This is a genomic window from Neobacillus sp. DHD-1R (genome assembly GCF_057747995.1).
This window is the reverse complement of record NZ_CM173232.1, coordinates 1,953,576-1,978,361: the sequence shown is the minus strand read 5'-3', so window position 1 is coordinate 1,978,361 and position 24,786 is coordinate 1,953,576. Positions and strand designations below refer to the sequence as shown.

The window sequence follows — 24,786 nt, the reverse complement described above, 5'->3', positions numbered from 1 at the left end:
ATATTATAAGACTCCATTTTCACTGCAGAATCTATAGGTGCGCAAAAAACGAATTTGTAGCGATCCCCCATTTAGCCTATGTGCCTTTTGCAAAACAGTACGTATGGGATTGATTGTGCCGCGTGTATGCCATTATGATATTGATCCCTCAAAACTAAAAAGTTTTACTATTCCTAATTATGTTTATATCCAGATAATTTATCTTTTAATTTTCTTACTCACCTCCTTTATTGTTCGTCAGGATTGGGTTATATTCCTCTAAAATCATCTATTAACGACATGATCATCACGTGTGACACCGCCGTCATTTTTTTAGTAAAAAGAATCAAATAAACTTTAAAAATACCATTTATCACTAAATAGAAATCAAAGTTTATTTTTATATGTAAGAGCCATATCTAATTGTAAGCGCATACATTGAATACATATTTTTTTTAAAATACCTTTTATTATTTTCAATGACTTCCGAATAAACTACTTAAACATAAAGAATAAGCAACAAAATGATTGAATCTGTTGCTTATTCGAGCAGATTAAATCAATTATTCCTTAAATACTGCTTTATAGCACAAGTTGGTCAATGCTTGGGCAACCTCTTGGATTTCCGCTGGTGTTACTGGCTGTGCCATTAAATGATGACCATATCCCTCAAACATGCATGCTAAAGCTCGAATCGTTACGTCAACATTGATGTCGTGACAGTACCCCTTTTGAATCGAGCCCTTGATATCACGCTCAATCCGCATGAATAGACTTTCACTTATTTTTAGCCATTTTTCCTCAAATTGTCTGTCAACCATGACTGCTTCCTTCAATGCCAATAGGATGCTGCTGTTATTTACGTAATACTCAAGAATTCTCTGTGCTTCATATTTCATTCTTTCGTAAACAGTTAACTGCATATTCTTTGGCTGGACATATTCATCCACCTTCTCCGCCAGGTCGTCTACCAACTTACTCAAGAGGTCCTGCTTATTGTTATAATAATGGTAAAAGGTTCCATGCCCTACATCTGCCCGTGAAGTAATATCATTCACAGTGGTTTTCATGTATCCAATTTCGGAAAATGCCTCTAAAGCACCACTAATAATCTGTTCACGTATCCATGCCTTTCGACGATCCGTTCTTGAATAGTTTTCAGCTTTCATATAAAACTCTCCTATTATTAATCAGATTCTATATTTAAAATTTTAGTCACATATGACTGTTGTGTCAATATATAAAAAATATTCAGAATGTTTTATTTAAAAAACTTCTTATGATTATTTTATAGAATGTCAATGATTGATCCCCATAATTCATCTAATACCTTCTTTGTACTCTTACTACTACATTAACGACGCTTATAATTACGTACTATTTTTTGCATAAAAATAGCCCCCTATGAATTTTAATAGGTGACTAAGAGTAATTGTCCTTCACAGTCTCGACAAAACAGTCTTCGACAGTCTAGCCAAATAACACTAAAAGACTGTGTTGAAACAATTTTATTAAAAAAATTGAAAATCCTAATTTGGCGGGACTGTGTGGGAATCGAACCCACCAGACCTGGCACGCAGGTCTCAAGCAGTTTTGAAGACTGACGCTATATTATCCGCTCAATCATTCCGATCAATTAGCGTCTACATCAACGTTGAATCAACGACTTACACAGTTTATGTTCAATCACCGTAACAGTTTTCGTTCGTCCTTTACGGTTTTATAATAGGCGAATGTTATCGTAAGTGTCAATATACCCTTGTCGTTGTTAGCTATCAAAGGAATCTTTTTTTATAATGATAAAAAACTTCATCTGCGTCCCCCATGATTTTTTGAAATCATTCCTTAACTATACTACCAAAGGTAGAAGAGGAAAATGTTTCCAAAATTATAAAAATAAAGACCACCCGATTACTTTATAGTAGACGGGTGGTCTCATGTTATGTTAGTTCCCCTTCATTATTCCTTCTTTGCGGCTTTCGTATTCTTTATCGGAGATCTTACCTTGCTCCTTCAAATGATCGAGATGCTGCAGTTCCAACTCCATAAACCCATTTTTGCCGGTTAGCACTTCTTCTTCTGTAACCAAAAAGTATTGAGTGGGATTCAGGGAATATTTAAACTTGCCATCTTGGTCGTATGCTCCCACCTTTACTTTAATCCTGCCTTGGCCAAACTCTTCCGCTTTTACAGTAATGGGGACGGTTGCGGTTTCCCCTTCTTGGACGTCCGTCCATTCAGCAAGGACCGTTTTTCCAGCCTCGCTATTCTGGATGACACCGGATGCCTCCAAGACAGCTTTTGCCTGTGCTTCGGGATTACCGAATTTCACTTGCAAATTCAATTTCATTTGATCTCGGCTGAGCGGTTCCTCGATTACCTCGAGATTACCCGTAATCGGCGGCAATAATTTCCCTGATTGCATCGGGGCAGTCTTGCCGCCCTCACTCTGACTTTCCATATTCCGACTGCAGCCTGCGATTGCTAACAGGCAAATGAAGAGGAACAAACATCTTTTCATTTTTCCACTACCTCCACTAACAAAACCCACAATGACATCCCAGTCAAAACCGTCCCCAGGGAGCAAATGAAGATCTTCCCCATCATAATAAGAGACACTATCTCCACTTGTATCAGGGAAGAGCACTCTGACATCTGGTAGTGCACCGCCATTTATTTTTTTCGTATATTTGGTTGCCATTAACATGGCTTGATGGACAGAAAATGCTTCTCCATTATCCCTGCTATGGTTGGTGGTTAAATCAATATCCAAACTGGATCCACTTTTTGGACATCCTCTTTTGTAGCACTTTCGACTTGATACGGATCTTTATTATTAGACGGGGTTACGGTAAATTCGTCTCCCTCTGCTATGATCCTTACATAAATATCATAGCCGCTTTCTGGCCATTTGGCACTATTATCAAATTCTGCATAGTATTCGCCATCTTTGTTGGTATGAATGTTAGTAATTAAATCATCTTTTGCCACATCTTCATCCCAAATTTCAACTGTCACGCCTTCTCCAACAAAACTACTAATCTATTTGAATAAATACCAAATAGCCCTTGTAGGGTAGTGCCTTTCAATATGGTGCCTGTCACCATTACTAATACCATCGCCTTATTTTCCCGCTTCCGCTTGTGCCATTCTTCTTAGGGAATTTTTGGATTTTTTTGGAATTTTTACTCAAAAGGACTATTTTAACATGAATTCCATTTTTAGGTAGTACTAAACGCTATGAAAATAGTGCAAATGGTGAAAAGCACCACTGAAAAGGCAACTGCTGATTTTTAGGAGTCCCTACTAGGGGACTTATTTTATTTTGAATAGGAAAAACATTGCTTCGTGTTGAATAGTGCTAATAGACCCTTTAGGAGGAAGAGAATCTTTCATGATTATCTAAAATTAAATCTTTTAAAATGTCTTAAAGAACATATAACAGGCGGCTTATATGAAAATGAATAGTGCAGATCTGAAGTGTAAAAGTTGTGGAGCAAATTCATTTGTGCAAGCGAGTGACTTCATAAACCTTCGTCCCCTTAATAAAAAATTGGCGATAGGCTCTGAGAAGATTTACACGATTTGTTTGGATTGCGGTGAAGTTGTGTTAATAGAATTACTAAACGAGGCTCTTGCAGGCTCCGTCATGCCTTGTATATGGCTGTTCAAAGCGGTATTCGTGATGCCCGTAAAAAGAAAACGACTGATGAAATCATTGCACGTAATAAAAGACTACGAGAGTTTTACGATAAAAAACGAGAAGAAGGAAAACTCTTCAGAGTAGCAATCATTGCCATTCGTTAACAGATATAAGAAAAAATATTTGAACAGGTAGATTTTTATATTTTTATAAAAAAAATTTAATACGTTGCGTATAGCACAACAAGGGTGTTGCAGTAGAAACAAATTCATAATAACATCTAGTCAGAAAGAAAAATCTGAACATTTTGAAAAAAATGTAAACGTGTCTAAAAAGGAGGAATTTTTCTCATAAAACAGAAATGTAAACGCTTAATAAAGGATAGTTTTGAAATGCTTGCCAATCTTTAATTACAAAAGGGGGAAATGAAAATGGAGAATAAGAAAACGAAATCAAAATGGAAATTAATGTTCCTGCTTCTTTTAACAATGATGATTTTTGTTGCAGGCTGCCAAGGAGCAAAAAAACAATCTACCACAACTGAGGAAAAGCCTCAATCAACAGAAGGCGAAACGATTAAAATTGGTTTTGTCCTATCCTTTACAGGTCCATTGGCTCCATTATCTGAAGGTATTAAAAAAGGATTCGAACTTTATTTAGAAGAACATGATGGGAAATTAGGCGGTAAAAATGTAGAGCTTAAATTTGAAGATGACGAAGGAAATCCTCAAGTAGCTCTAAGAAAATATCGTCAATTAGTTCACAGTGAAAAAGTAAATCTTCTAGTTGGTCCTACTAACTCTTCTATCGCTCTTGCATTACGTGATGAAGTAAATAAAGATAAAATTCCTATGATTGTACCAAACGCAGCAGCAGACGATCTTAATTGGAGTAAAAAGAGTGATTATGTATACCGTGTTTCTTGGTCTAACTGGCAAAATGGAAATTCTCTTGCAGGGTATGTAGTAGAAAATATTGGTAAAAATGCAGTTATTATGGGTTCTGATTTCCCAGCTGGTATCGAAGTGTTAAGATCCTTTAAGGCTGCCTATGAAGAAGCAGGCGGTAAAGTATTAAAAGAACTTTATCCTAAATTAGGAACAAATGACTTTTCTACTTATTTACAAGAAGCATCTAGCTTAAAGCCAGATGTAATCTATTCCTTCTTTGCTGGTAGTGACGGTATACGTTATATTCAACAATACAAGGAATTTGGTTTAAAAGATAAAATTCCAATGTCTGGAACATTAGAGTTTGGTGATTTACTAATGACAGAGCCTACTGGAGATGATTCGGAAGGATATCTTGCTGGAACTGTATACTCACCTTGGTTGGAGAATGATTTAAACAAAAAATTTGTTGAAGGTTATGAAAAGAAATACGGAAAGCTTCCAAATACGTTCTCTGTTAATGGATATGATTCTGCAACAGTTCTTAACAAAGCTCTAACTGCAGCAGGTGGCGTGGAAGCCGAAAAAGTAATCAAAGAATTACAAGGTATTTCTTATGATAGTCCACGTGGGCCAATTACGATTGATAAAAAAACACATAATCCAATTCAAAACTTCTATATCACAAAAAACGTTGTGAAGGACGGCAAACTTGTACCTGAAATCGTCGAAACAAAAGAAAAAGTAACAATGCCAGAAAAATCACCATTTGAATAATGGTTACTAAAAATTTCTGATTAACTAAATAAATGGGGCTGTCCCAAAAGACAACCCCATTTATTAATTGAAAAACTGATTATTTTACTACATTTTAAAAAGGAAGAGAGGAGAGAGTCCTTGGATATAATTCTAGTTCAACTTATAACGGGCATTGCATATGGAATGCTGTACTTTATGATTGCAGCAGGGCTAACGATTATTCTAGGAGTTATGAATGTTGTCAATCTAGCTCATGGAGCACTATTCATGCTAGGTTCCTATTTGGCCTTTACCTTTATTAGCAATGGGATTAACTTTTGGTTTGCACTAATATTATCCGCTATTTCAGTAGGGATATTTGGTATTATCCTTGAAAGAGTATTAATCAAACGTGTTTATGGAAAAGTGCTGGAACAAGTGTTGCTGACATTTGGTTTAATGCTAGTTATTGCTGACTCTGTCAAATGGATTTGGGGAACAGAAATGCAAACGATTCCAGCACCTGCAATGCTTGATATGTCCATCCCAATTGGGGATATGGCATTCCCAGTATTTCGTTTATTTGTCGTATTTCTTGGTTGTTTATTAGCAGTTTTACTATGGTATTTAGAAGCAAAGACACGTATAGGGGCAGTCATTCGTGCAGGGGTAGATGACCGTGCAATGGTTGGTTCTCTTGGTATTAATGTAGGAGTTGTATTTACAGGCGTATTTATCTTTGGAGCAGCTTTAGCTGGATTAAGTGGAGTATTAGGTGGGCCACTCTTAGGTATGTATACAGGAATGGACTCTGAGATCCTTGTCACATCCTTAATAGTTGTTGTAATAGGTGGTTTAGGTTCATGGAAGGGATCTTTTATTGGCGCTTTAATTATTGGAGTGCTTGAAATATTTGGAAAAGTGTGGTTCCCATCCTTATCCATGCTCATTGTATTCTTAATCATGATGGTTATTTTAATCATTCGCCCCCAAGGTCTATTTGGAAGAGAGGTGGCATAATTGAAAAAAAATATTTTTTATGCTGTTTTACTTCTCCTCGGCGTTTTCGCAGTACCGCAAATAATTTCTGATTTCGGAACGAATTTAACAACTGAAATTTTTATCATGGCCATGTTCGCCATGAGTTTGGGCTTAATAATGGGCTATGCTGGTTTAGATTCGCTAGGGCATGCTGCCTTTTTTGGAATTGGTGCCTATTCTGTTGCATTAATCGGGCAGGTTGTGACTAATACGTATTTAATCATAATTATAGCGGTTGCGATTACTGGAGTGATTGCATTCATGACTGGAGCAGTATTCATCCGTACTTCTAAATTCTACTTTCTTATGATTACGCTTGCCTTTAGCCAATTGATATTTACTCTATTGTGGCAAATGAAGGATTTGACAGGTGGAGCGGATGGGATGTCTGTTTCCGCTATTATGAATCTTGGATTTGGTGACATATTTGATCCGCAAACCATGTATTATGTGATGGGAATTATTTTTGTCGCTGTCTTTATTTTACTAAGATTATTCGTGGCATCTCCAGCAGGAAAAATTACGAAAGGCGTCATGGAAAATGAAGGTCGTATGGTTGCACTTGGCTATGACGTTCGTGTTTATAAATTATTAGCCTATACCCTTTCCGGAGCATTAGCAGGGTTTGCTGGTTCACTTTATTCCTTCTATAACGCTTTCGTCTCTCCTGAGTTATCTGCTTGGTTGTTCTCTGGTCAAGTAATGATCATGGTTATCGTTGGAGGCGTAGGTACATTGCTTGGACCTGCCATTGGAGCGGCTGTCTTTATCTTCCTACAAAACTTTATCAGTACCTATACGGAAAGATGGCCATTGATTTTGGGTGCCATTCTCATCTTCCTTGTCCTTCTTGGAAAAGGCGGAATCATCCAGTGGTTGAAATTAGGTGTCGATATGATTTTTAAAAGTAAATCCAAAAATAATAAGGTTTCCTCTACTAGTCAACCAGAAAAGGAGGAGGTTATCAGTTGAGCTTACTAAAAGTAGATAAAATAAATAAATCATTTGGGACCCTACAAATACTACATGATGTATCATTGGAAGTACAACCAGGCGAACGCCATGTTATTATTGGTCCAAATGGTGCTGGGAAAACGACTCTTTTTAATTCTATAACAAACCATCTTCCTATTACTTCAGGAACGGTACATTTTGAAGGGAAAGATATTACAAATCTTCCTGCTCATAGATTAATTCATTTAGGGATGGCACGAACATTTCAAAAGAATAATTTATTTGGTGATTTAACGGTAGAAGAAAATATTCATCTTGCCTTAACAGCCAAGAAAAAATATCGTCATGACGTATGGTTTTCCCTAACAAGTCGTTCTGATATAAAAAAAGAAACAAATATGATATTAGAAGAATGGAAGATTACCCATCGCCGTGATGTGAAAATAAATAATCTATCCTATGGGGAACAACGTTTATTAGAAGTACTATTGGCGATGGCTAGTAAACCAAAGCTTCTTTTATTAGATGAACCAACATCTGGAATGTCTCCGGCAGAAACAACTCAAACTTCCGAGATGATTCAAAGACTGCCGCGCTCCATGGCGTTAGTGGTAATTGAACATGATATGGAAGTAGTTTTTGCGATTGCAGATCGAATTACTGTTCTTCACCATGGTGAGCCAATATTAACTGGTGCTCCCGAAGAAGTTAAAAATAGCGAAATGGTAAAGGAAATTTATTTCGGTGGAGGTGCGAAAAAACATGCTTGAGTTACAAGATGTTCATTCCTATTATGGAACAAGTCATATCCTTCAAGGGGTTACATTTACCGTTCCAGAGGGAAAATGTGTCGCACTTTTGGGACGAAATGGAGCAGGAAAAACAACAACGATTCATACTATATCTGGTCTGGTCAAATCAAAACGCGGTACCATCACTTTTAATGATAAACAAGTACAAGCTTTACCAACACACCAAATTTCTCGTGATGGTATTGGCTTAGTACCACAAGGAAGAAGAATATTTCCTTCCCTTACCATTAGAGAGAACTTAACGATGCCCGCTAGGAAAAGAAAAGGATATAGTCAAGCAGTAAACTGGGATATCGACAAGGTTTATGAGCTATTCCCCATTCTTAAGGAACGCGAAAATAATATGGGTACGCAGCTATCCGGCGGACAGCAGCAAATGCTGGCAATTGGCCGGGCATTGATGACTAATCCGCAGTTTCTGTTAATGGATGAGCCATCTGAAGGACTAGCCCCGGTTATTATTGACCAAGTGGGTGAAATCGTCTGTAAGCTGAAAGAGACCGGACTTTCGATATTAATGGTTGAGCAAAATATTTCCCTTGCCTGCCAGGTGGCGGATGAAATCTTAATCATGAACAAGGGTACGATTGTTTGGAATGGTGCACCAGATGAATTGTTAGAAAATAAGTATATTCAGCATAAATATTTGGGAGTTTCATAGCTTCCAAAAAAGGTAGACTCCTATCTCGAGTCTACCTTTTGCTTAATTTAATCCTTATTTTTATGAAGAAAATAAGGATAGATACTTGTATATTTTTTCGCTTTGGGAACATCTTCGTGTACCACAATGGTGCGGACTCTTACTATGGGGCCAGAGGGTTCCGTGGCTCGCTAAGAGTCTAAATTATGCACAAACAGCTAAATTTTAATTTGAGAACAAATCACTTGGGGAAATGCTTTAATCTCATTCTTCAACAATCGAATTTGTGGAATAGCAAAAGCCAAATTTCTCACTAAAAGGTAGTGATGAATTTGGCTTTTTTTCTTTCAAATGCTTTGAAAGACTTTCTGTTTTCGAAGCATTTTTCGTTTCCATAAACATCCCCTAGAGTTTACAGTCAGGATTTAACCAATTCATTCAATCCAAGAAAATCCAAAGCATTTTGTCCAAGCATTAACCTTGCATCGACTTCTGAAATATCCTCATGGTTGTCAATGACCTTTCCTACCGGCTTTTCGCGCAGTAAGAATGGATAATCAGATCCAGCAATAATTTGCTTTGCACCAAAACGTTCGATCATGAATTTCAGATTATCTGGGTCGTATACGAGTGAATCGTAATACAGTTTTTTCGCATAGGAGCTTGGAGGATTTTCTGTATTTCGGGTATCCGGCCAAACTTCCCAGCCTTTATCCATTCTTGGAAGGATATATGGCAAAGATCCGCCTCCGTGTGCAAAGCAAATTTTCAGATTCGGCAACTTGTCCAGCATCCCGCTCATAATGATGCTTCCGGCTGCTAACGCAGTTTCTGATGGCATTCCGACAGTATACATTGAATTGAAACGTTGCAGCCTTTCTCGTCCTAGAGTTGCCCATGGGTGGACAAAAAGTGGAACATTCATTTCTGCTGCCGCCTCAAAAAATGGATACAGGGAATCGTCATCCAGATTTAGTCCGTTTACATTGGAACCTATCTGAATCCCTTTAAGTCCGAGCTCTTTAACAGCTCTTTCCATCTCTGCTACCGCCTGTTTCACATCCTGCAGTGGAACCGTGCCCATTCCAATAAATCTGTCTGGATACTTTTTTACCACAGAAGCGATAAAATTATTCTGTGACTGGGCAAGCTCCAGGCCTGCCTGCGGATCCGACCAATATGAGAAGGTGACTGGAATCGGTGACAGCACCTGTATATCCACACCCTCCTTATCCATGTCTTCAATCCGCTTTTTGGGATCCCATGCCTGGTCGGTTATCTTCCTGAATGTTTTGCCTTGTATCTTAATTTCAGCACCACAGCTGCAGGTCTTTTCAAGTATCGGAAACCGGCCATCTTCATATTTTGTTGCCAGGTCAGGAAAATCCTCGGAAATGATGTGTGTATGAAAATCAACTCGTAATTTTTTTGTCAAAGCTGAAAATCCCCCTTCTTTAAGACACCTAAACTGCCAATCTATTTCTTTATTTCTGTACCGTAAGTCAAGTAGCTTTTAGGTGGTGTGCTTCCCCACATATCAAGCCCAAACTGTCCAGTTCCTGATTGCCACTCAATTGGCTCCCAATCTGGTGCAAAAATAAGCATTCCGCCTGTCCACAGCTCAATCCGGTTACCAGATGGCTCAAATGCATACAGGAATTGCGCCCCACTTGTACCATGCTTTCCAGGTCCCCACTCGATTTTGATGTCATTTTCAGCCATGATATTCAGTGCACGCAGTAGTTCATCCGGTGAATCTAAGAAATAAGCTACATGATGGAGAAGTGCTCCCGATTGATTTCCGTTTCGCATGATTGCAATTTCATGTGCGATATTTGTTTTGCTCAACCATGAACCAAGACGAACATCTGCTTCATTTTGGATATAGTAACGATGATGGATTCCAAGGAAATTAGTCCACCATTCCTGTTCATGTGCAACATCATTCACCATCACATTCACATGGTCAAAGCGGCGAGGCGCAGCACCTTTCCCACTGTATTTCATTGGGTGACTAGGCAATTTGGAAGCTGTCAGTGGGTTCGAATACTTTTCCATTTCCCAATAAAGCTCAATAGGAATTCCAGCTGGGCTGTAGAATTTGATGGCATCACCCTGTGCGAGTTCAGTACCACCTTCTATCCACTTATAGTCAGTTCCTGATTCTATTAACGATTTTTCGAATGCATAAAGTGATTTTTCTGAGTTAACTCTCCAACCAAAATGGTCCAGTCCAGGTTTTTCAGCTTGATTGAGAACTAATGTGTGATGATCCCAGTCCTGCCATGCTCGTAGATAAACCTTGCCGTCTTCCTCTGCGGTTACATGCAGGCCCAGAACCTCTGTGAAAAACCATGTAGATCTTTCCAAGTTAGTCACATTGATTGATGCGTGGCCTATGTGTGCAACATTCGATAATTTAAGATCTAGTTCAGTCAGTTCTACCTCATTTTGTTTTGCATTTGATATCGTCATCTTTTCATACCTCCAGTGTTTTATTTTGCTTTAGAGTAAATTATTTCATATCGGAAACCGCTTACATGAATTGTAAGAAGAAATTGATTTCGATAATTCAAATAATTTACTATAAAAAAATGTGACTTTCTCTTTAACTAGTTCCTATTATATGGGGTCGATGGGGCAAACAAAAGTGCTGAATTGTTCTATGTGAAATTAAATTATAAAAATTTAAAAAAATCTAAATTATTTTATTGAAAGTGATTTCCTCTATGTGAAACTTTAAAGAACTCCAATACAATTTTCTATTAAATATTTTGTAGGCGTTTCCAAAAAAAAATCCTCCAGCCTTTTTCTTTATCTAACATATTCGCTATCTGCTTCAGCCTCTATCTTGACTGACTCTTTATTCCCAAAAGTAACCATTGCATTCCAACTTCCAGAAGATTGTCCGTCCGCTAAATAGGTTGGTTCCCATCCATCCTCAATCATGCTAAATAGCATTGCAAGGTGACGTCCACCGGATTCAACCTTTGCAAACCTTGCATACTGCGGAAGCATATCATAGGCTGCTTGATAATCTTTTTTCATGATGTATTCCACAAATTGCTTGTCCATAGCATGTTCCGTTACTGTCGGCTTATTGTGTCTTCCACGAACTAAATTATGAGATAAGGCACCACTTGAAACAAATACTACTTTTTTCTGACTTTCACGTAAAACCTTGGCAATGACTTGCCCCCACTTATTGGTTTCTTCTAAACTTGCTGCTAATGTAACAGATAAATTAATAACCGGAATATCTTCATTTGGAACAAGATAGCGTAATGGTACGACACTTCCATAATCCCAAATATAATAAGGATCATTTACCCCCTGGACTTGCAAGCCAGCTTCCTTACCAGCATCTACTAATTGATTAGCTAAGTCTTCGTCACCTGGCCAATGATAGGGAACATCTTTAATCAAATCTGGCGCTTCAAATGCAGTTAGAATCCCCTTATGGACAGGAGTACAGTCAACATAATGAAAAAATGTTGATGGCCAGTGACATGAAACTAATACTAGAACATCAGGTTTTATTGATTCAATCTCTTTAGCAACTTCTTTCATAGCTGAAACCATATCCTTTTGAAACTCAGGTACATCTTTTTCATGGCAAATACTTGGGACATGTGGGGCCAACATACTCAATTCAATCGTCATATGATCCTCCCTAAAAATAGATTTTTTAGCAACCGCTTTCATAAGTAAAAAAATAGATTTTTTTCCTTTTTAGACATATCTTTTACTGTAAGGTCAGGATCAATTGCTGTAAGTGGAGCAGTACCAATCCTAGTGTTTTCTGCTTCGGCTCATTGGTCTGCATATTGTTGTACTTTATTCGTCACTCTTCTTACTCCCCTTCCTATAACTTAATCGTGATATTGGATAATTCTGAGTAAAAATCAATGCTATGCATGCCGCCTGTTCTGCCGATCCCGCTGTGCTTCATCCCGCCAAATGGAGTACGAAGATCACGTAAAAACCACGTGTTTACCCAAATAATTCCAGATTCAATTTGATGGGCAACGCGATGAGCACGTCTTAAATCATTGGTCCAAATCGTTGTACTTAACCCATAATGCGTATCATTCGCCTGCATGATTACTTCCTCTTCCATATCAAATGGCATTACAGTAACAACAGGTCCAAAGATCTCTTCGCGGACACAGCGAGAATTCCGATCTAATCCCGTAATAATGGTTGGCTCTAAATAATATCCCTTTTCAAAGCCGTCCGGACGTTTTCCACCTGTCAAAATAGTGGCTCCATCATTTCTAGCAATCTCAATATAGCTATTAACTCGGTCATAATGCTCTTTGCTTATTAATGCCCCTACTTTAGAATCATTGTTCAAAGGATGGCCAACTTTTAATGTTTTTACCTTTTCAGCAAATTTGGCTAAGAATTCTTTATATACAGGTCTCTCAACATAAATACGTGATCCGCAAAGACAAACTTCCCCTTGATTAATAAAACTAGATTTAAGTGTTGTTTCAATAACCTCATCCAAATTAGAATCTGCGAAAATAATATTTGGATTTTTACCGCCCAATTCAAAGGATAGCTTTTTCAATGATGCTGCTGCAGATTTCATAATTGCTGTCCCTGTACTTGGCTCACCAATAAATGAAATAGCATCTACATCTGGATGTTCTGTGATCGCTCCACCAGCAGAATTTGGTCCGAATCCATGAACGAGGTTTACAACGCCATCTGGAACTCCTGCTTCTTTACAAATTTCCATTAACACCGTTGCAGTCATAGGAGTCCATTCTGCAGGTTTAATAACGGCTGAATTCCCCATAGCCAAGCAAGGAGCTAATTTCCAAGTAAGTAGTAATAATGGGAGATTCCAAGGCTTAATGATTCCCACAACACCTACTGGGCGACGATAGCTGTAATGAATCGCCTGATTATCCTGCTGATTGGCATCTGTGTTAACGGAAATCATGTAATCTGCAAAAAAGTGGAAGTTATAGGCAGCACGCGGGATATCGATACTGTTGGCTAACCAGAATGGCTTTCCAGTATCTAACGATTCTAAGTGAGCCAATTCTTCTTGTCTTTCAAGAATCAAATCACCAATGCGACGTAGAATTTTGGAACGTTCTCCGACCGTCATCCCATTCCATCTACCATTCAACGCTCTGCGAGCAGCTGCAACTGCATAATCTACTTCTTCTTTTCCACCTTCTGCAACTGTCCCTAGCACTTCTTCAGTTGCAGGATTGATGTTATCAAAGGTTTTTTTATTTTGAGATTCAACAAATTGTCCGTTTATAAAGTGTAAACAATTTATAGCTCTTACCCTAGTTTCTACTTGCATGTCAATAATCCTCCTAGAAAAGTTAATTTTTACTATTTTCTTAACTTTATGGTAAAGCTTACGAATTTCACATACAACGCTGCAGTTTCTCTATATGAAACAATCATTAAAAAATTTCAAAAAATGCAAAATATTCATTTATTTATCTAAATATTTATAATTTTCACTTTTCAAATCGTGTATTTTTTGATATATTGCGTACTATAGAACAACCTTGTTTTCTATAATGAAACTTAGGGGGTAATCATTTGGCACTTAAAAACCAAGAAGATAGTCATCTTTCATCTGTTAAAAATGCACTTCGAATCTTAAAAAGTTTTTCGATGGACGAACCAGAAAAAAAGATTAGTGACCTCTCTAATTCACTTGGACTTAATAAGAGTACGGTCTCTCGTACAATGGCAACGCTCGCAAGTGAAGGTTTTGTCTTTAAAGATCCTGAATCAAAGAAATATCGTTTAGGCCTGTCAATTCTATCTTTAAGTGGCATTGTCAATCACAATATGGATGTATATCGAGAGTCCCAGCCTATCCTTAATAAGCTTGTTGAAACCATTGGTGAAACCGCTCACATTACTGTTTTAGACCAATTAGATGTAATTTATCTGCAAAAGGTTGAATGTAATCATCCGGTTAGAATCTTAACTCACGTTGGAAGACGAAATCCTACATACTGTACTAGTTCAGGAAAAGTATTATTAGCTTTTTCAAAGGATGATGTCATTGAAGCTGTCATTAGAGATGGGTTAAAAAGGTTCACTAAAAACACGATTACAGATCCACAAAAATTACGACTCCATTTAAAACAGATTAAAGATAATGGTTACGCCTCATGTTTTGAGGAATTTCACGAGGGTGTCATTACGATCGCGGCTCCGATTTTTGACTACCAAGGAAATGTCATTGCAGCATTATCGATTGTCGGACCAAAACAAAGGATCCAGCCACAAAAAGTCCAGGGATATGCAAAAAAGGTTATGAACTCCGCGATGGAGATTTCCATTCGGATGGGATATAGGAGCTAAAAAAATTTTTTCAACCAAAAAGGAGATTTGTTATGTTCGATTTTCACACACACTTTATTCCTCCTGATGTGATCAGCTGGATTAAGGATCACCAACATACTGTTAATGCAAAATGGATTAAAAAAGAAGAAAACAAAGATGAATTTTTACTAGTAAATGATAAGTGGGGATTTGAGTTAAAAAAAGCGTTTATTGATGCTGATCTGTATTTATCCGAGCAGGAAAAAGCAGGTGTTACACATTCACTTCTATCGCCAATACCACAACTATTCATGTATGATTTTCCTGAAGAAATTTGCATGGATATTTCTACTGTTTACAATCGTTCTTTAGCACAGTGGACAAATTCAAATCCTACAAAACTATCAGCATTAGGCACTGTCCCACTTACAAACCCTGAGAAAGCGGCAGCCGTTCTACGCGATGGTATTAGTGCTGGATTAAAAGGAGTCATTATCGGACCTGGATTATCAGATCATATGTTATCAGATGAATTTTTTACACCTTTTTTTGAAGAAGCGAATCGACTAAAAGCGATTGTTTTCATTCATCCATTATTATGTGAGGATTCCAGATTAAAAAGAAGAATGATGCCAAATTTAATTGGTGTACCTTGGGAAACAACGATTTGTGCAACTGATCTTTTGTTAAGCGGGATCGTTGATCAATACCCTAATGTAAAGATTTTATTTGCCCATGGGGGAGGCTTCCTGCCGTATCAGATTGGGAGACTTAACAAGGGGTTTGAACAATGGGGACTTGTTTCGTCTAAACTACAGGCTCCACCATCAGAATATTTGAAACGCTTTTGGTATGATTCGGTTCTGTGGAGTCAGGAAAGTTTGGATTTCTTAATCAAAAGCGTGGGTGAAGATCGGGTGGTACCAGGATCTGATTATCCTTTTGACCTATGTGTTTGGCCTCCGACTGGAAATAATCAAGCAGCGACTTATTCTTTACTAGAATAATAACAAAAAAATTTAAGTCTATATACTCAATTTTATTAATGGTTGTGATTGGGGTGATTTTATTCGTAGGGGTTGAAAATTGATCGTATTGAATAACAGCTACTTTCGAAAGCGCTATTAAAGGCAATATTAAGTAATTTGAGAGCATACATTTTTAGATTTTTTAATTTGCTGCAACTTATAAATAAATTTAAGAACCCGAAGTGGATTCTACCCTTTCAAGGATTGCATAAATACGAAACTTACAAACCTGGCACGCAGGTCTCAAGCAGTTTTGAAGTTAGAAAAAATAAGTTATTTCTGGTTATTCTTAAGTATTGCACATTATCCATAATCGATTAAAATCGGGGGTTCATCAGATCTTAATGCGGTTTTGTTATTTCTATTAATCACTAATTATTTTGAGTATGTGACCAAAATGTTACCACTATACATTAGCCTAAAATTAACGCCAATCATTTAAATCTCATGGTTCTCTGAGCACAAACATATAGGTTTTAGATTTTTGAAAATTGTTTATAGTTACCGACTTAATTTATCTTTTCATTTTTCTAAAAGCAGTTCAAAAATAGAGGCTTTAAAGATTGAAAGATGATGTTTAAAAGGTGCTTTGACTTTTAAAATAAGGCTATATCTTGTTGATTAAAATTTGAGCCATATCTCGTTTTTCCACCGTGATATATAGGCCCAACTAGATGCAAAATATCGCATTTCTAAACTGGAGGTCGGACGTTCTAATCATTACCTATAAGTTAAAAACCCCTTCAATTCAAGGGGTTTTTCTGTTTTATTTGTTCCATATAACAGCTGTTTTGGCAACAAATACTTAAATGCGAAAATGTTCCTATTTGGTAACATTTGCATCTATTTTAGATTATATTTTATCAAATTAACCAAAATTAGGTATAATTAATATGAACGTTTATTGTACGTACACATTAATTTTTATGGTATAGAAAGGTGAGCTTTCAGGTGAAAGAAATACTGATTGAACAATTTAACAACGTTTTAGAAGATGAACAGTTAAATGAGAATGATGTTCAAAGATTTTTAGAAAACAATACTGAGCTTGTTTATACTCCTTTTTTGCTTAATCATGGATTACATTTTAATTATTTTGTATTAGTAGAACTTGAAGATCCCAAAAAAAGAATTTTCACATCAAATACAGAACAAATTACCTTCCACCACGATTTTAATCACGCCATTGATCATTTAATTTCATAGCCGATTGCAGTTGCATAGTCCAAAATACTTGTCCTTTGGGTCTCCAACCCAAAACCATTAGCCTGTTCTTCAGTGCTAACAGGTATCTACCCTAAGTATTTTTCCTATTTTTAGCCTCCCCCGTCATGTACGGATGCTTTATCTATTAGATACATCCTTACAACCTGGTTAGTGAGCTTTCAAGCATCTTAACAATTTTTTAACTCCTTCGGTTTAAAAAATTAAATCTATTTCTTTACTTGTATCTGGAAAAATATTATACGAATCTAATAATCTGTATTAAGAATAGTCCTGCCATCACACAATATTGATTTTTTTAACTATCCTTGGGCGTTCGGAACCGTATGTAATCTGGGTAGGGTTCTTAAAAAAGCCCAACTCGTTCATTAAATTTCCTCCTTAGTTTTAACTTTTATTCCTGCGACATATCCCAAACATACGTATATCGTGCTTAGCCCAATTTTTTCGTTGTTTTCATATATTCGTTTAAACGGGGTGTCAGTCCACCATGACCAAACTTAATAGAATTCATCCCAGAGTGGTTGTAATTGATTTGAATAAATCTAAGAAATGATAAAATTGTTTTACGTCGATGAATGATATCGATGAAACCTTCATTGTAAAGCCAGGCATCTATACAATTATAAACACCTTTATTAATCCCATACTTTTCATGACAAAATTTGAAAAAGGATAAATCCGCTACATTAAATTGGTGTTCTGGACTAAGTTTTATACCAAACACTCCAATCATTGTTAAACTTTCATTTTTTGATTTATTAAATTAAATCGATTATTAACATTTCTAATATCTTTTTTTATTTGATTTATAAGTGAATCCAGATTTAAAAATGGCACTTCTTCTCTTACAAAAAAACAAACATTTACAATTAGGGTTTGATTATAAATCTTTTTGTCAAAATCAAAAATATGAACTTCATAATGAATGGTTAAGTCTTTACTATTGAAAGTTGGTCTCTGGCCAACATTCATTATTCCAACATACTCTTGTTCCTGATAAACAACTTTCACTCCATATACACCACAATCTAAGTGCATGTGATTCAATTCTACCGATATATTCGCTGTTGGAAATCCCATTTTTGTTCCCAATTGTCTTCCTTTGATAACCAAACCACTAAATGAACATAATGTATCATCTAATTGATCCAATACATTCCCAATAGCTGTCATAGACATCTCCTCCTTTTTGGTCATAGTGCTGAACTCGCTCCTATGCAAGTTCAAAATCTCCATTTTTGATAGAAGATTCCCATGAATCATTTTTGGAATAATCATTTTCACGTAAAAAAAAGTTACTTCGCTACATAGAATTCTGACGGTATTGCTGCAAAGTGTCTACGATGATACAGCATGGGCTCTTTTTGCTCCATTCTAATGTTAGTAACTTCTCCAATTAAGATAGTGTGATCCCCTGCTTCAACTGTTTTAAATGTATCGCACTCAAGAACTGCGAAAACACCATCAATAATCGGAAGTAAATTTTTAGAAAATTCCCAATTACACCGACTAAAACGATCTACATTTTTGCTAGCAAATGTTTTACATAGCTCTTGCTGATCCCCAGCTAGAATATGAACTACAAACTTCTCCCCTTCTACAAACGATTTTATGGTTGATACATTATGATCAATTGACCAAAGAATCATAAGTGGTTCTAAAGAAACGGAAGCAAAAGAATTAACCGTTAATCCAACAGGTTTCCCGTCCTTGTCAGTTGTAGTAATCACTGTAACACCGGTCGGATAGTTTCCCATTACCTCTTTAAATAGTTTTTGATTTTCTATTTTTTTCATTATTATCCCTCCTTGTTCTTTAAAATCCTCCCACCATAATATCTTTCATTAGTACCTACTAAGAAATTCAAAAGTTGGAGACCCCTCATATTCTTGTTGAGTGTTTCACTATACAGGGGTAGCTAATAGCTGATTAAGATGTTTATTTATTTGATCCATAAAATCTGTACCTTCAGCTCCAAATAAAGCGTAGTGTCCACAAATACTATGAATCACCCTAAATTCACTATTCGGTATCATTTTTTGCTCCTCTTCGCAATCCTTAGGTGGAAAGAACATATCTTTATCAATTGGGATTACGTAGACTTTCGCTTTGATCCTGTCAAATGCTTCTTTCAGATTCCCGTTGGTGATTCTGCTCACATCACTATGTTGCCATTTCCACGCCATGCAAAGAAGGGCGTTTGGGTCTTTAACTTTATAATTTGCTTCAAGAAAGTCTGATAAAAATTCATCTAAAGAGTCTACACCAAATAGCCGCCAGGCTTCCCGCTTGTAAAATTCAGTACTACACCCCATTACCCCCCATATCTTCGCATGTCTTTTTAGTCCATTTAAAACTTCCGTGCATGATTGATAATTCCCGTTATTCCAGTTCGGGTCAGATGTGATTGCTTCCATTAATATATCGGTAAACAAAAAGTTGTGGGGGGTATTCTTTGCTGTTCCCGCAATCGGTGCAGCACGTTTAACCATATCAGGATATCGCAGAGCCCACTCATATGTTTGCTGGGCTCCCATTGAAGCTCCTACAACAAGAGCCAGTTGTTTGATATTAAAATGTTCGGTAAGTAACTTATGTTGAGCACGAACGTCATCACTAATTCGAACTTTTGGAAAATTACCCATATTCAAAGGAGCTGGTGTGTTATGAGGTGAACTTGACAGTCCATTTCCTATTTGATTGACAATAATAATAAAATAATGATCTGGATTTAGTGCATTTTCACTCCCTATAAAGGTTTCCATGCTTTTATTGGTACCGGAATACCATGTAGGAATGAGAATCGCATTATCTTTTTCCTCATTCAATTCCCCAAACGTAACAAAAGCCAGTTTACAATCAGGAATCTTGCAACCGTCCTCTAATTCAAAGTCTCCTATATTATAGAAATGATACGGTCCATGAACCTCTTGAGAATAAAAGTTGTTATCAATCAAAAAAACCACCTTCCCTCAATGTTCTTCATTAAAACTCTGAGATGGCAATTAAAGTCTGCTTTAAACTTCAAAAACACCTCAATAATCACCTTTTTAGGGATTATTGAGGTATGGATCATGAAACTTGTCCTCGGTTAAATTTCTTTCTTAACCTAGTTGGAAAGTTTCGTAGCACCCACTGCAACCAAAAAAAATTGTCCTTTTTTAAGGTGCAAATCTTTTGGTGTGTTATATGATTACTTTTGATAACTTGTGTTCAACTCTCGGCAATACTTCTTCCTTTAATAAACGCATTGATTTTTTCCACGATTCAGGTTGTTCGCTATAATCGTAGCTAACGACAAGCAAAGTTCCGAAACCGCCAACCGCTTCATAAAGATTGGCAAATTTAGTTGCGACCGTATCAGGAGAGCCGACCAGCCAGTTATGTTTTGCCACGTATTCTGGTGTAATTTCATTATCGTCTACAGAACTTTTATGTTTAAATACTGAAATTCCTCCAAGTTGTCTAAACAAAGGTAAGTAATATTCTCGATAATGTCTGCCCATCATGGAATGTAAAGATTCTTCGAGTGCTTCCTCATCGGTATCTGCTACAAACACATCACGTGTAATTCTCCAGTCGCTTCGCTGCGGGTTTCTTCCGCTTCTTTTTGCCCCTTCTTCGACATCCTTCCAGTGATTGGCAATATACTCAAGGTTATTGCCCAGACTCATAGGAATAAATCCCTTTTCCCCTGCCATTTTTAGTGTTTCCGATCCAGGGCTAAGTCCGGTGACGCCAATTGGCGGATGAGGATTTTGGAAAGGCTTCATATGCGGTTTTAAGATGTCATTGCCTTTTACTTTATTTGCGCTCCAATAATTCCCTTTAAATTCAAAAGGTTCCTCTTCTTTCCATAGTTTCAGCATAATTTCTAATGCTTCCGCCATCATCTTTCTATTTTCTCCAAATTCTACACCAAATGTCTCCAAATCCGTTGGTATCGCACCTGCACCTACTCCTAGGATCAACCGTCCTTGGGCAAGGTGGTCAAGATATGCGACCCGGTGAGCCAATTCTACTGGATGATGATAAGGCAAAAGGTGAGCACCAGGTGCGAGTTTAATTTGTTTCGTTGATTTAAGAGCTTGAGCAATCATCAAGTCCGGAGCTGGAATGGGCTCCCAAGTTGAAGTGTAATGCTCTCCGATCCAAACCTCATTGTAGCCCAATTGATCTGCCAATTGGATTACCTCTAGATCCCATTCCGTGGCATCATAAGGATTTCTTTCTGGTGGATGTGATGGCTGTAAAAACATTCCTAATTTCACTAAAATCATCTCCTAAGTGTTATTTTGTAACTCATAGAAGTAATATGCAGATTCTGTGCCAAATTCAAATACATACAAATGTGACTACAAACCATTCTTTTATTTTCTTTTTTAAAATATTTTTCCTGCTATAAAAATGAATGCCAAACACTTAACTAAATTTGTATTATGACGATAAGATCCTAAAAGAAACTAAACAAGTCCCTACCCAGATATGAGCTAAATTACTTTATTAATAAAATTTATTAATTACATTTGTGCCATCAAATTGTCATAATTTTGTTTTTTCTATTTTTGTTTTGTTGGAAAAGATGATGTCATATTAGAAAAAATGATAATTTTTGAGAATTTATGAGAATTTGTGAGAAAATAGAAAGAATATGGCGCCATTCGACTGATTACTTTCTGATAATCAGACTGCGAGTGAGAGGAGATAGCCTGTCAGTCTAACTCGTTTCGGGGATTTTCCAACTGTACTTTTATGGATTAAGTATATGGTGGAATTTAAACGATACAGCCATTGATACTGTATAAAATCAAAAAAGGTGATAAGTATTGCACTAATCACCTTGATATTTTATATTTGCTTAATTTGCGATAAAATGTACTTACTGGCATACCAATTAATTCTGCACCTTTAGTTACATTTCCCTCTGTTTGTTCCAATGCCCGTATCATTTTATCTTTTTCTTTATTTTTATAGTTATTTAATGAAATAGAATTATCAACCAGATTTCCTTGAAGAAAATAAGGAGAAAAGTGATGAAGTTGTGGTTCGCCATCATCGGCCAATACTTTCATTTTTTCAAGAACATTGAAAAGTTCGCGAATGTTACCAGGCCAATCATAATTGACAAGGTAGTCCATTAGTTGATCTGAAAATGTAACATCCCAAGGTTTTATTTTAAGAAAGTGATTTACCAGACTTGGAATGTCTTCCTTTCTTTCTCTAAGGGAAGGAAGATTTATGTTAAAAACATTTAAACGATAAAAAAGATCTCTTCTAAATTTCCCCTCTTCAACCAGCGTTTCCAGTCTTTTATTTGTTGCGGTAATTATTCGGACATCAACAGCCCTTGCATGAGTTCCTCCGACCGGAACGACTTCCTTTTCCTGCAAAACACGCAAAAGAGCAACCTGCATCGAAAGAGGCATATCACCTATTTCATCCAGGAAAATAGTTCCACCATCAGCCTGTTCAAATTTTCCTTTGTGTCCTTTTTTTCTTGCTCCCGTAAATGCTCCTTCCTCGTATCCAAATAATTCGCTTTCCAATAGATATTCAGGAATACTACCACAGTTAAGAACGATAAAAGGGTTATTTTTTCTATTACTATTTAAGTGAATCGTTTTCGCAGCAATTTCCTTTCCTGTTCCGCTCTCTCCATGAATGTATACAGTTATGTCGTATTTTGATGCTTTTTTCAAATCACTAATTACTTTCCTGAACTTCTCGCTTCTTCCTTCTTCACCCACAAATTTGAAAACGTTTTCAAAATATACCTTTTTCTTACCCATGTCTGCATTTTCTTGCTTAAGGGTAACATAAATTTCATAACCATATAATTTCCCATCTATATTAATAGGGATTCTGCTTTTTTCCTTAAGGCCAATCTTCTCCAATTTTGAAATCTGAGTTTTATACTCTACAATTTCATCCTTAATCATTTCCATAATAGATGAACTGGCTGTTACAAAATAATCATCCCGATCACAGATAACGATAGATTGTTCCCGATTTTTCTCTATCCTGTTATAAAACATTTTAAGCAGTTCTAACATTTCATTCTCTTGCTGTACTTTCCATTTCAGTTCAATAGCATATGCTGTCGACACAGCCATACTAAGCAACTTTAAATCAAGCTGCTTTCTTGTAGTAGAAATACCCAAAACTCCAACTAATTTACCCTGATTATTTTTTATCGGTGCGGCAGAACACGTCCAGTTATGAAAAGCTTTGGAAAAATGCTCAACGCCTGTAACGTGAATAGGTTCTTTTATTTCCAAAGCAGTAGCAATGGCGCTTGTCCCCAGCTCTTTTTCATTCCATCGCACTCCGTTAATGATATTCCAGTCTCTTGCAAATTTGACGGTTTTATCTTCACCATAGCCCTTTAATACATATCCCTCTGAATCTGTTAAAATCAGGATTGTTCCTGTTTCTTTTAAAAATCCGTTCAACGAATTAATATAGGAACTGGCCAACTGTAATAAGCGATTATTTTCTTCTCTTTTTTTCAAAAGATCTTCGTCGCTTAAAATATGTGTCACTTTTTCAAGATAAGGGTTTACATTATTTATTTTAGACCGGTACCATGACTCTAAAATTTTGTTGGAAATCCTGGATGTGTCCACAACCCCTTCTTTTACAAAACGGCTCCAGGTACTTTTTGTAATGATGAAATCATTCATTTATGTAATCATCTCCTTTAAAAGAAGTCCTTAAATTCTATGATAGAAGATAATTAAACCCCATAGATTGGTCGTAATATTCAAAATATTATATATTATCAATAATATTGTAAGGCATTTTCTTATATTTATCAATCGTTTGCGATTACAGTATTCTAATAGATTTTTGCAACCAATGTGCCACCAAACATTACAAAATGCTGTCTAAACCCAGCAAATTCAACTAAATCATATGTAAGTTGACCTTGTGTCCAATTGGTGTCCACTTCTGTAATTTTTACGTATTTTGGGACAAAAAAATTTTATTCTCAACTTCTAAAATCGCCTCAGAAACCTTGATATAACTGGATTGGCGGGACTGCGTGGGAATCGAACCCACCAGACCTTGCACGCAGGTCTCAAGCAGTTTTGAAGTTAGAGGAAGAGTGTTTTTTCTAGCTATTTTTAGTTATCTTTAATCTTTGTAAGTCCTTATTTCTCAAGTGATTTTCCAATCTTCAATATTTTTTTGTAATTTCTAATTATCATAATTATTTGTAGAATGTTACCAAAATGTTACCAAACCATATATATTTTTGAGCTAACCCTAATGTTACCGACAATATCTGCATATCCTCTTTTAAAGGGTCCTCATAATAATTTTTATTGTCATTTTTTATTTTTCCAATTGCTAAGCTTGTCGCCAAATAGCACCTTTTATATTTGAGAAGAGGAGCTTTTCGAAGAAATAAAAGCATCCAACCCTGTCAAGATAGGACGCTTTTATCTTCAATAATCTCATAACCTCCGGAAACCTTCTGAAATAAGCGTTTAGGATTTTATATTTATCCTTTCTT

General features: G+C 36.6%; 22 protein-coding genes and 2 pseudogenes. 10 read left to right on the top strand and 14 right to left on the bottom strand.

Annotation, left to right across the window (positions count from 1 at the left end; translation table 11 throughout):
- Positions 1 to 542 precede the first annotated feature (542 nt).
- The 3 genes from AC3ANL_RS09525 to AC3ANL_RS09515 form a co-directional block, all read right to left on the bottom strand.
- Complete coding sequence (locus AC3ANL_RS09525) at positions 543 to 1,148, bottom strand: TetR/AcrR family transcriptional regulator (RefSeq protein WP_488328968.1); 606 nt, start codon at positions 1,146 to 1,148, stop codon at positions 543 to 545.
- Between the two features lie 776 nt (positions 1,149 to 1,924).
- Positions 1,925 to 2,752 (bottom strand): hypothetical protein, encoded by an 828-nt coding sequence (locus tag AC3ANL_RS09520; RefSeq protein WP_488328967.1) that lies wholly within the window; start codon positions 2,750 to 2,752, stop codon positions 1,925 to 1,927.
- Complete coding sequence (locus AC3ANL_RS09515; RefSeq protein ID WP_488328966.1) at positions 2,737 to 2,997, bottom strand: hypothetical protein; 261 nt, start codon at positions 2,995 to 2,997, stop codon at positions 2,737 to 2,739. Before AC3ANL_RS09515 ends, AC3ANL_RS09520 begins: the two co-directional genes overlap by 16 nt.
- A gap of 597 nt (positions 2,998 to 3,594) precedes the next feature.
- On the opposite strand from AC3ANL_RS09515, the pseudogene AC3ANL_RS09510 reads away from it, so the two are divergent.
- From AC3ANL_RS09510 to AC3ANL_RS09480, 7 genes and pseudogenes are all read left to right on the top strand, one after another.
- Positions 3,595 to 3,777: pseudogene (locus AC3ANL_RS09510) on the top strand (IS110 family transposase); the annotation flags it as partial.
- A 276-nt stretch (positions 3,778 to 4,053) separates the two neighbouring features.
- A complete protein-coding gene (locus tag AC3ANL_RS09505) occupies positions 4,054 to 5,289 on the top strand; it encodes an ABC transporter substrate-binding protein (protein WP_488328965.1) in 1,236 nt (411 codons plus the stop codon).
- 177 nt (positions 5,290 to 5,466) lie between these two features.
- Positions 5,467 to 6,270 (top strand): branched-chain amino acid ABC transporter permease, encoded by an 804-nt coding sequence (locus tag AC3ANL_RS09500; RefSeq protein ID WP_488329693.1) that lies wholly within the window; start codon positions 5,467 to 5,469, stop codon positions 6,268 to 6,270.
- Positions 6,271 to 7,263 (top strand): branched-chain amino acid ABC transporter permease, encoded by a 993-nt coding sequence (locus AC3ANL_RS09495; protein ID WP_488328964.1) that lies wholly within the window; start codon positions 6,271 to 6,273, stop codon positions 7,261 to 7,263.
- Positions 7,260 to 8,015, top strand: coding sequence for an ABC transporter ATP-binding protein (locus AC3ANL_RS09490; RefSeq protein ID WP_488328963.1), 756 nt, complete (start codon positions 7,260 to 7,262; stop codon positions 8,013 to 8,015). Before AC3ANL_RS09495 ends, AC3ANL_RS09490 begins: the two co-directional genes overlap by 4 nt.
- Positions 8,008 to 8,718, top strand: a complete 711-nt coding sequence (locus tag AC3ANL_RS09485) for an ABC transporter ATP-binding protein (RefSeq protein WP_488328962.1) — start codon at positions 8,008 to 8,010, stop codon at positions 8,716 to 8,718. Before AC3ANL_RS09490 ends, AC3ANL_RS09485 begins: the two co-directional genes overlap by 8 nt.
- A gap of 95 nt (positions 8,719 to 8,813) precedes the next feature.
- Positions 8,814 to 8,900 (top strand): annotated as a pseudogene (locus AC3ANL_RS09480) (DUF4256 domain-containing protein); the annotation flags it as partial.
- A gap of 61 nt (positions 8,901 to 8,961) precedes the next feature.
- Here the strand turns inward: AC3ANL_RS09480 and AC3ANL_RS09475 are convergent.
- The 5 genes from AC3ANL_RS09475 to AC3ANL_RS09455 all read right to left on the bottom strand — a co-directional run bounded on the left by AC3ANL_RS09475 (position 8,962) and on the right by AC3ANL_RS09455 (position 14,026).
- Complete coding sequence (locus tag AC3ANL_RS09475; RefSeq protein ID WP_488328961.1) at positions 8,962 to 9,093, bottom strand: hypothetical protein; 132 nt, start codon at positions 9,091 to 9,093, stop codon at positions 8,962 to 8,964.
- Positions 9,094 to 9,115: 22 nt separating this feature from the next.
- A complete protein-coding gene (locus AC3ANL_RS09470; protein WP_488328960.1) occupies positions 9,116 to 10,132 on the bottom strand; it encodes an amidohydrolase family protein in 1,017 nt (338 codons plus the stop codon).
- A 41-nt stretch (positions 10,133 to 10,173) separates the two neighbouring features.
- Complete coding sequence (locus AC3ANL_RS09465; RefSeq protein ID WP_488328959.1) at positions 10,174 to 11,172, bottom strand: VOC family protein; 999 nt, start codon at positions 11,170 to 11,172, stop codon at positions 10,174 to 10,176.
- A 339-nt stretch (positions 11,173 to 11,511) separates the two neighbouring features.
- Entirely contained in the window at positions 11,512 to 12,360 is an 849-nt protein-coding gene (locus tag AC3ANL_RS09460; protein WP_488328958.1) for a DODA-type extradiol aromatic ring-opening family dioxygenase, read from the bottom strand.
- A gap of 202 nt (positions 12,361 to 12,562) precedes the next feature.
- Positions 12,563 to 14,026 carry an aldehyde dehydrogenase gene (locus AC3ANL_RS09455; protein WP_488328957.1) on the bottom strand — a complete coding sequence of 488 codons (1,464 nt, stop codon included), beginning with the start codon at positions 14,024 to 14,026 and terminating at the stop codon, positions 12,563 to 12,565.
- Positions 14,027 to 14,274: 248 nt separating this feature from the next.
- Here AC3ANL_RS09455 and AC3ANL_RS09450 point away from each other — a divergent pair, with 248 nt between their 5' ends.
- The 3 genes from AC3ANL_RS09450 to AC3ANL_RS09440 all read left to right on the top strand — a co-directional run bounded on the left by AC3ANL_RS09450 (position 14,275) and on the right by AC3ANL_RS09440 (position 17,246).
- The gene (locus AC3ANL_RS09450; protein ID WP_488328956.1) at positions 14,275 to 15,051 is read left to right on the top strand and encodes an IclR family transcriptional regulator; all 777 of its coding nucleotides are present in this window, start codon (positions 14,275 to 14,277) and stop codon (positions 15,049 to 15,051) included.
- Positions 15,052 to 15,083: 32 nt separating this feature from the next.
- Positions 15,084 to 16,019 carry an amidohydrolase family protein gene (locus tag AC3ANL_RS09445; RefSeq protein WP_488328955.1) on the top strand — a complete coding sequence of 312 codons (936 nt, stop codon included), beginning with the start codon at positions 15,084 to 15,086 and terminating at the stop codon, positions 16,017 to 16,019.
- Positions 16,020 to 16,991: 972 nt separating this feature from the next.
- Entirely contained in the window at positions 16,992 to 17,246 is a 255-nt protein-coding gene (locus tag AC3ANL_RS09440; RefSeq protein ID WP_488328954.1) for a Shedu anti-phage system protein SduA domain-containing protein, read from the top strand.
- A 451-nt stretch (positions 17,247 to 17,697) separates the two neighbouring features.
- Here AC3ANL_RS09440 and AC3ANL_RS09435 read toward each other — a convergent pair whose 3' ends face one another.
- The 6 genes from AC3ANL_RS09435 to AC3ANL_RS09410 all read right to left on the bottom strand — a co-directional run bounded on the left by AC3ANL_RS09435 (position 17,698) and on the right by AC3ANL_RS09410 (position 23,950).
- On the bottom strand, positions 17,698 to 18,000 hold the full coding sequence (locus AC3ANL_RS09435) for a hypothetical protein (protein WP_488328953.1): 303 nt from the start codon (positions 17,998 to 18,000) through the stop codon (positions 17,698 to 17,700).
- 2 nt (positions 18,001 to 18,002) lie between these two features.
- Positions 18,003 to 18,440 (bottom strand): riboflavin kinase, encoded by a 438-nt coding sequence (locus AC3ANL_RS09430; RefSeq protein WP_488328952.1) that lies wholly within the window; start codon positions 18,438 to 18,440, stop codon positions 18,003 to 18,005.
- A gap of 122 nt (positions 18,441 to 18,562) precedes the next feature.
- Positions 18,563 to 19,063 (bottom strand): flavin reductase family protein, encoded by a 501-nt coding sequence (locus tag AC3ANL_RS09425; RefSeq protein ID WP_488328951.1) that lies wholly within the window; start codon positions 19,061 to 19,063, stop codon positions 18,563 to 18,565.
- A 108-nt stretch (positions 19,064 to 19,171) separates the two neighbouring features.
- A complete protein-coding gene (locus AC3ANL_RS09420) occupies positions 19,172 to 20,233 on the bottom strand; it encodes an alpha/beta fold hydrolase (protein WP_488328950.1) in 1,062 nt (353 codons plus the stop codon).
- 219 nt (positions 20,234 to 20,452) lie between these two features.
- Positions 20,453 to 21,547 (bottom strand): LLM class flavin-dependent oxidoreductase, encoded by a 1,095-nt coding sequence (locus AC3ANL_RS09415; RefSeq protein WP_488328949.1) that lies wholly within the window; start codon positions 21,545 to 21,547, stop codon positions 20,453 to 20,455.
- Positions 21,548 to 22,102: 555 nt separating this feature from the next.
- On the bottom strand, positions 22,103 to 23,950 hold the full coding sequence (locus tag AC3ANL_RS09410) for a sigma-54-dependent Fis family transcriptional regulator (RefSeq protein ID WP_488328948.1): 1,848 nt from the start codon (positions 23,948 to 23,950) through the stop codon (positions 22,103 to 22,105).
- Positions 23,951 to 24,786: the final 836 nt, after the last annotated feature.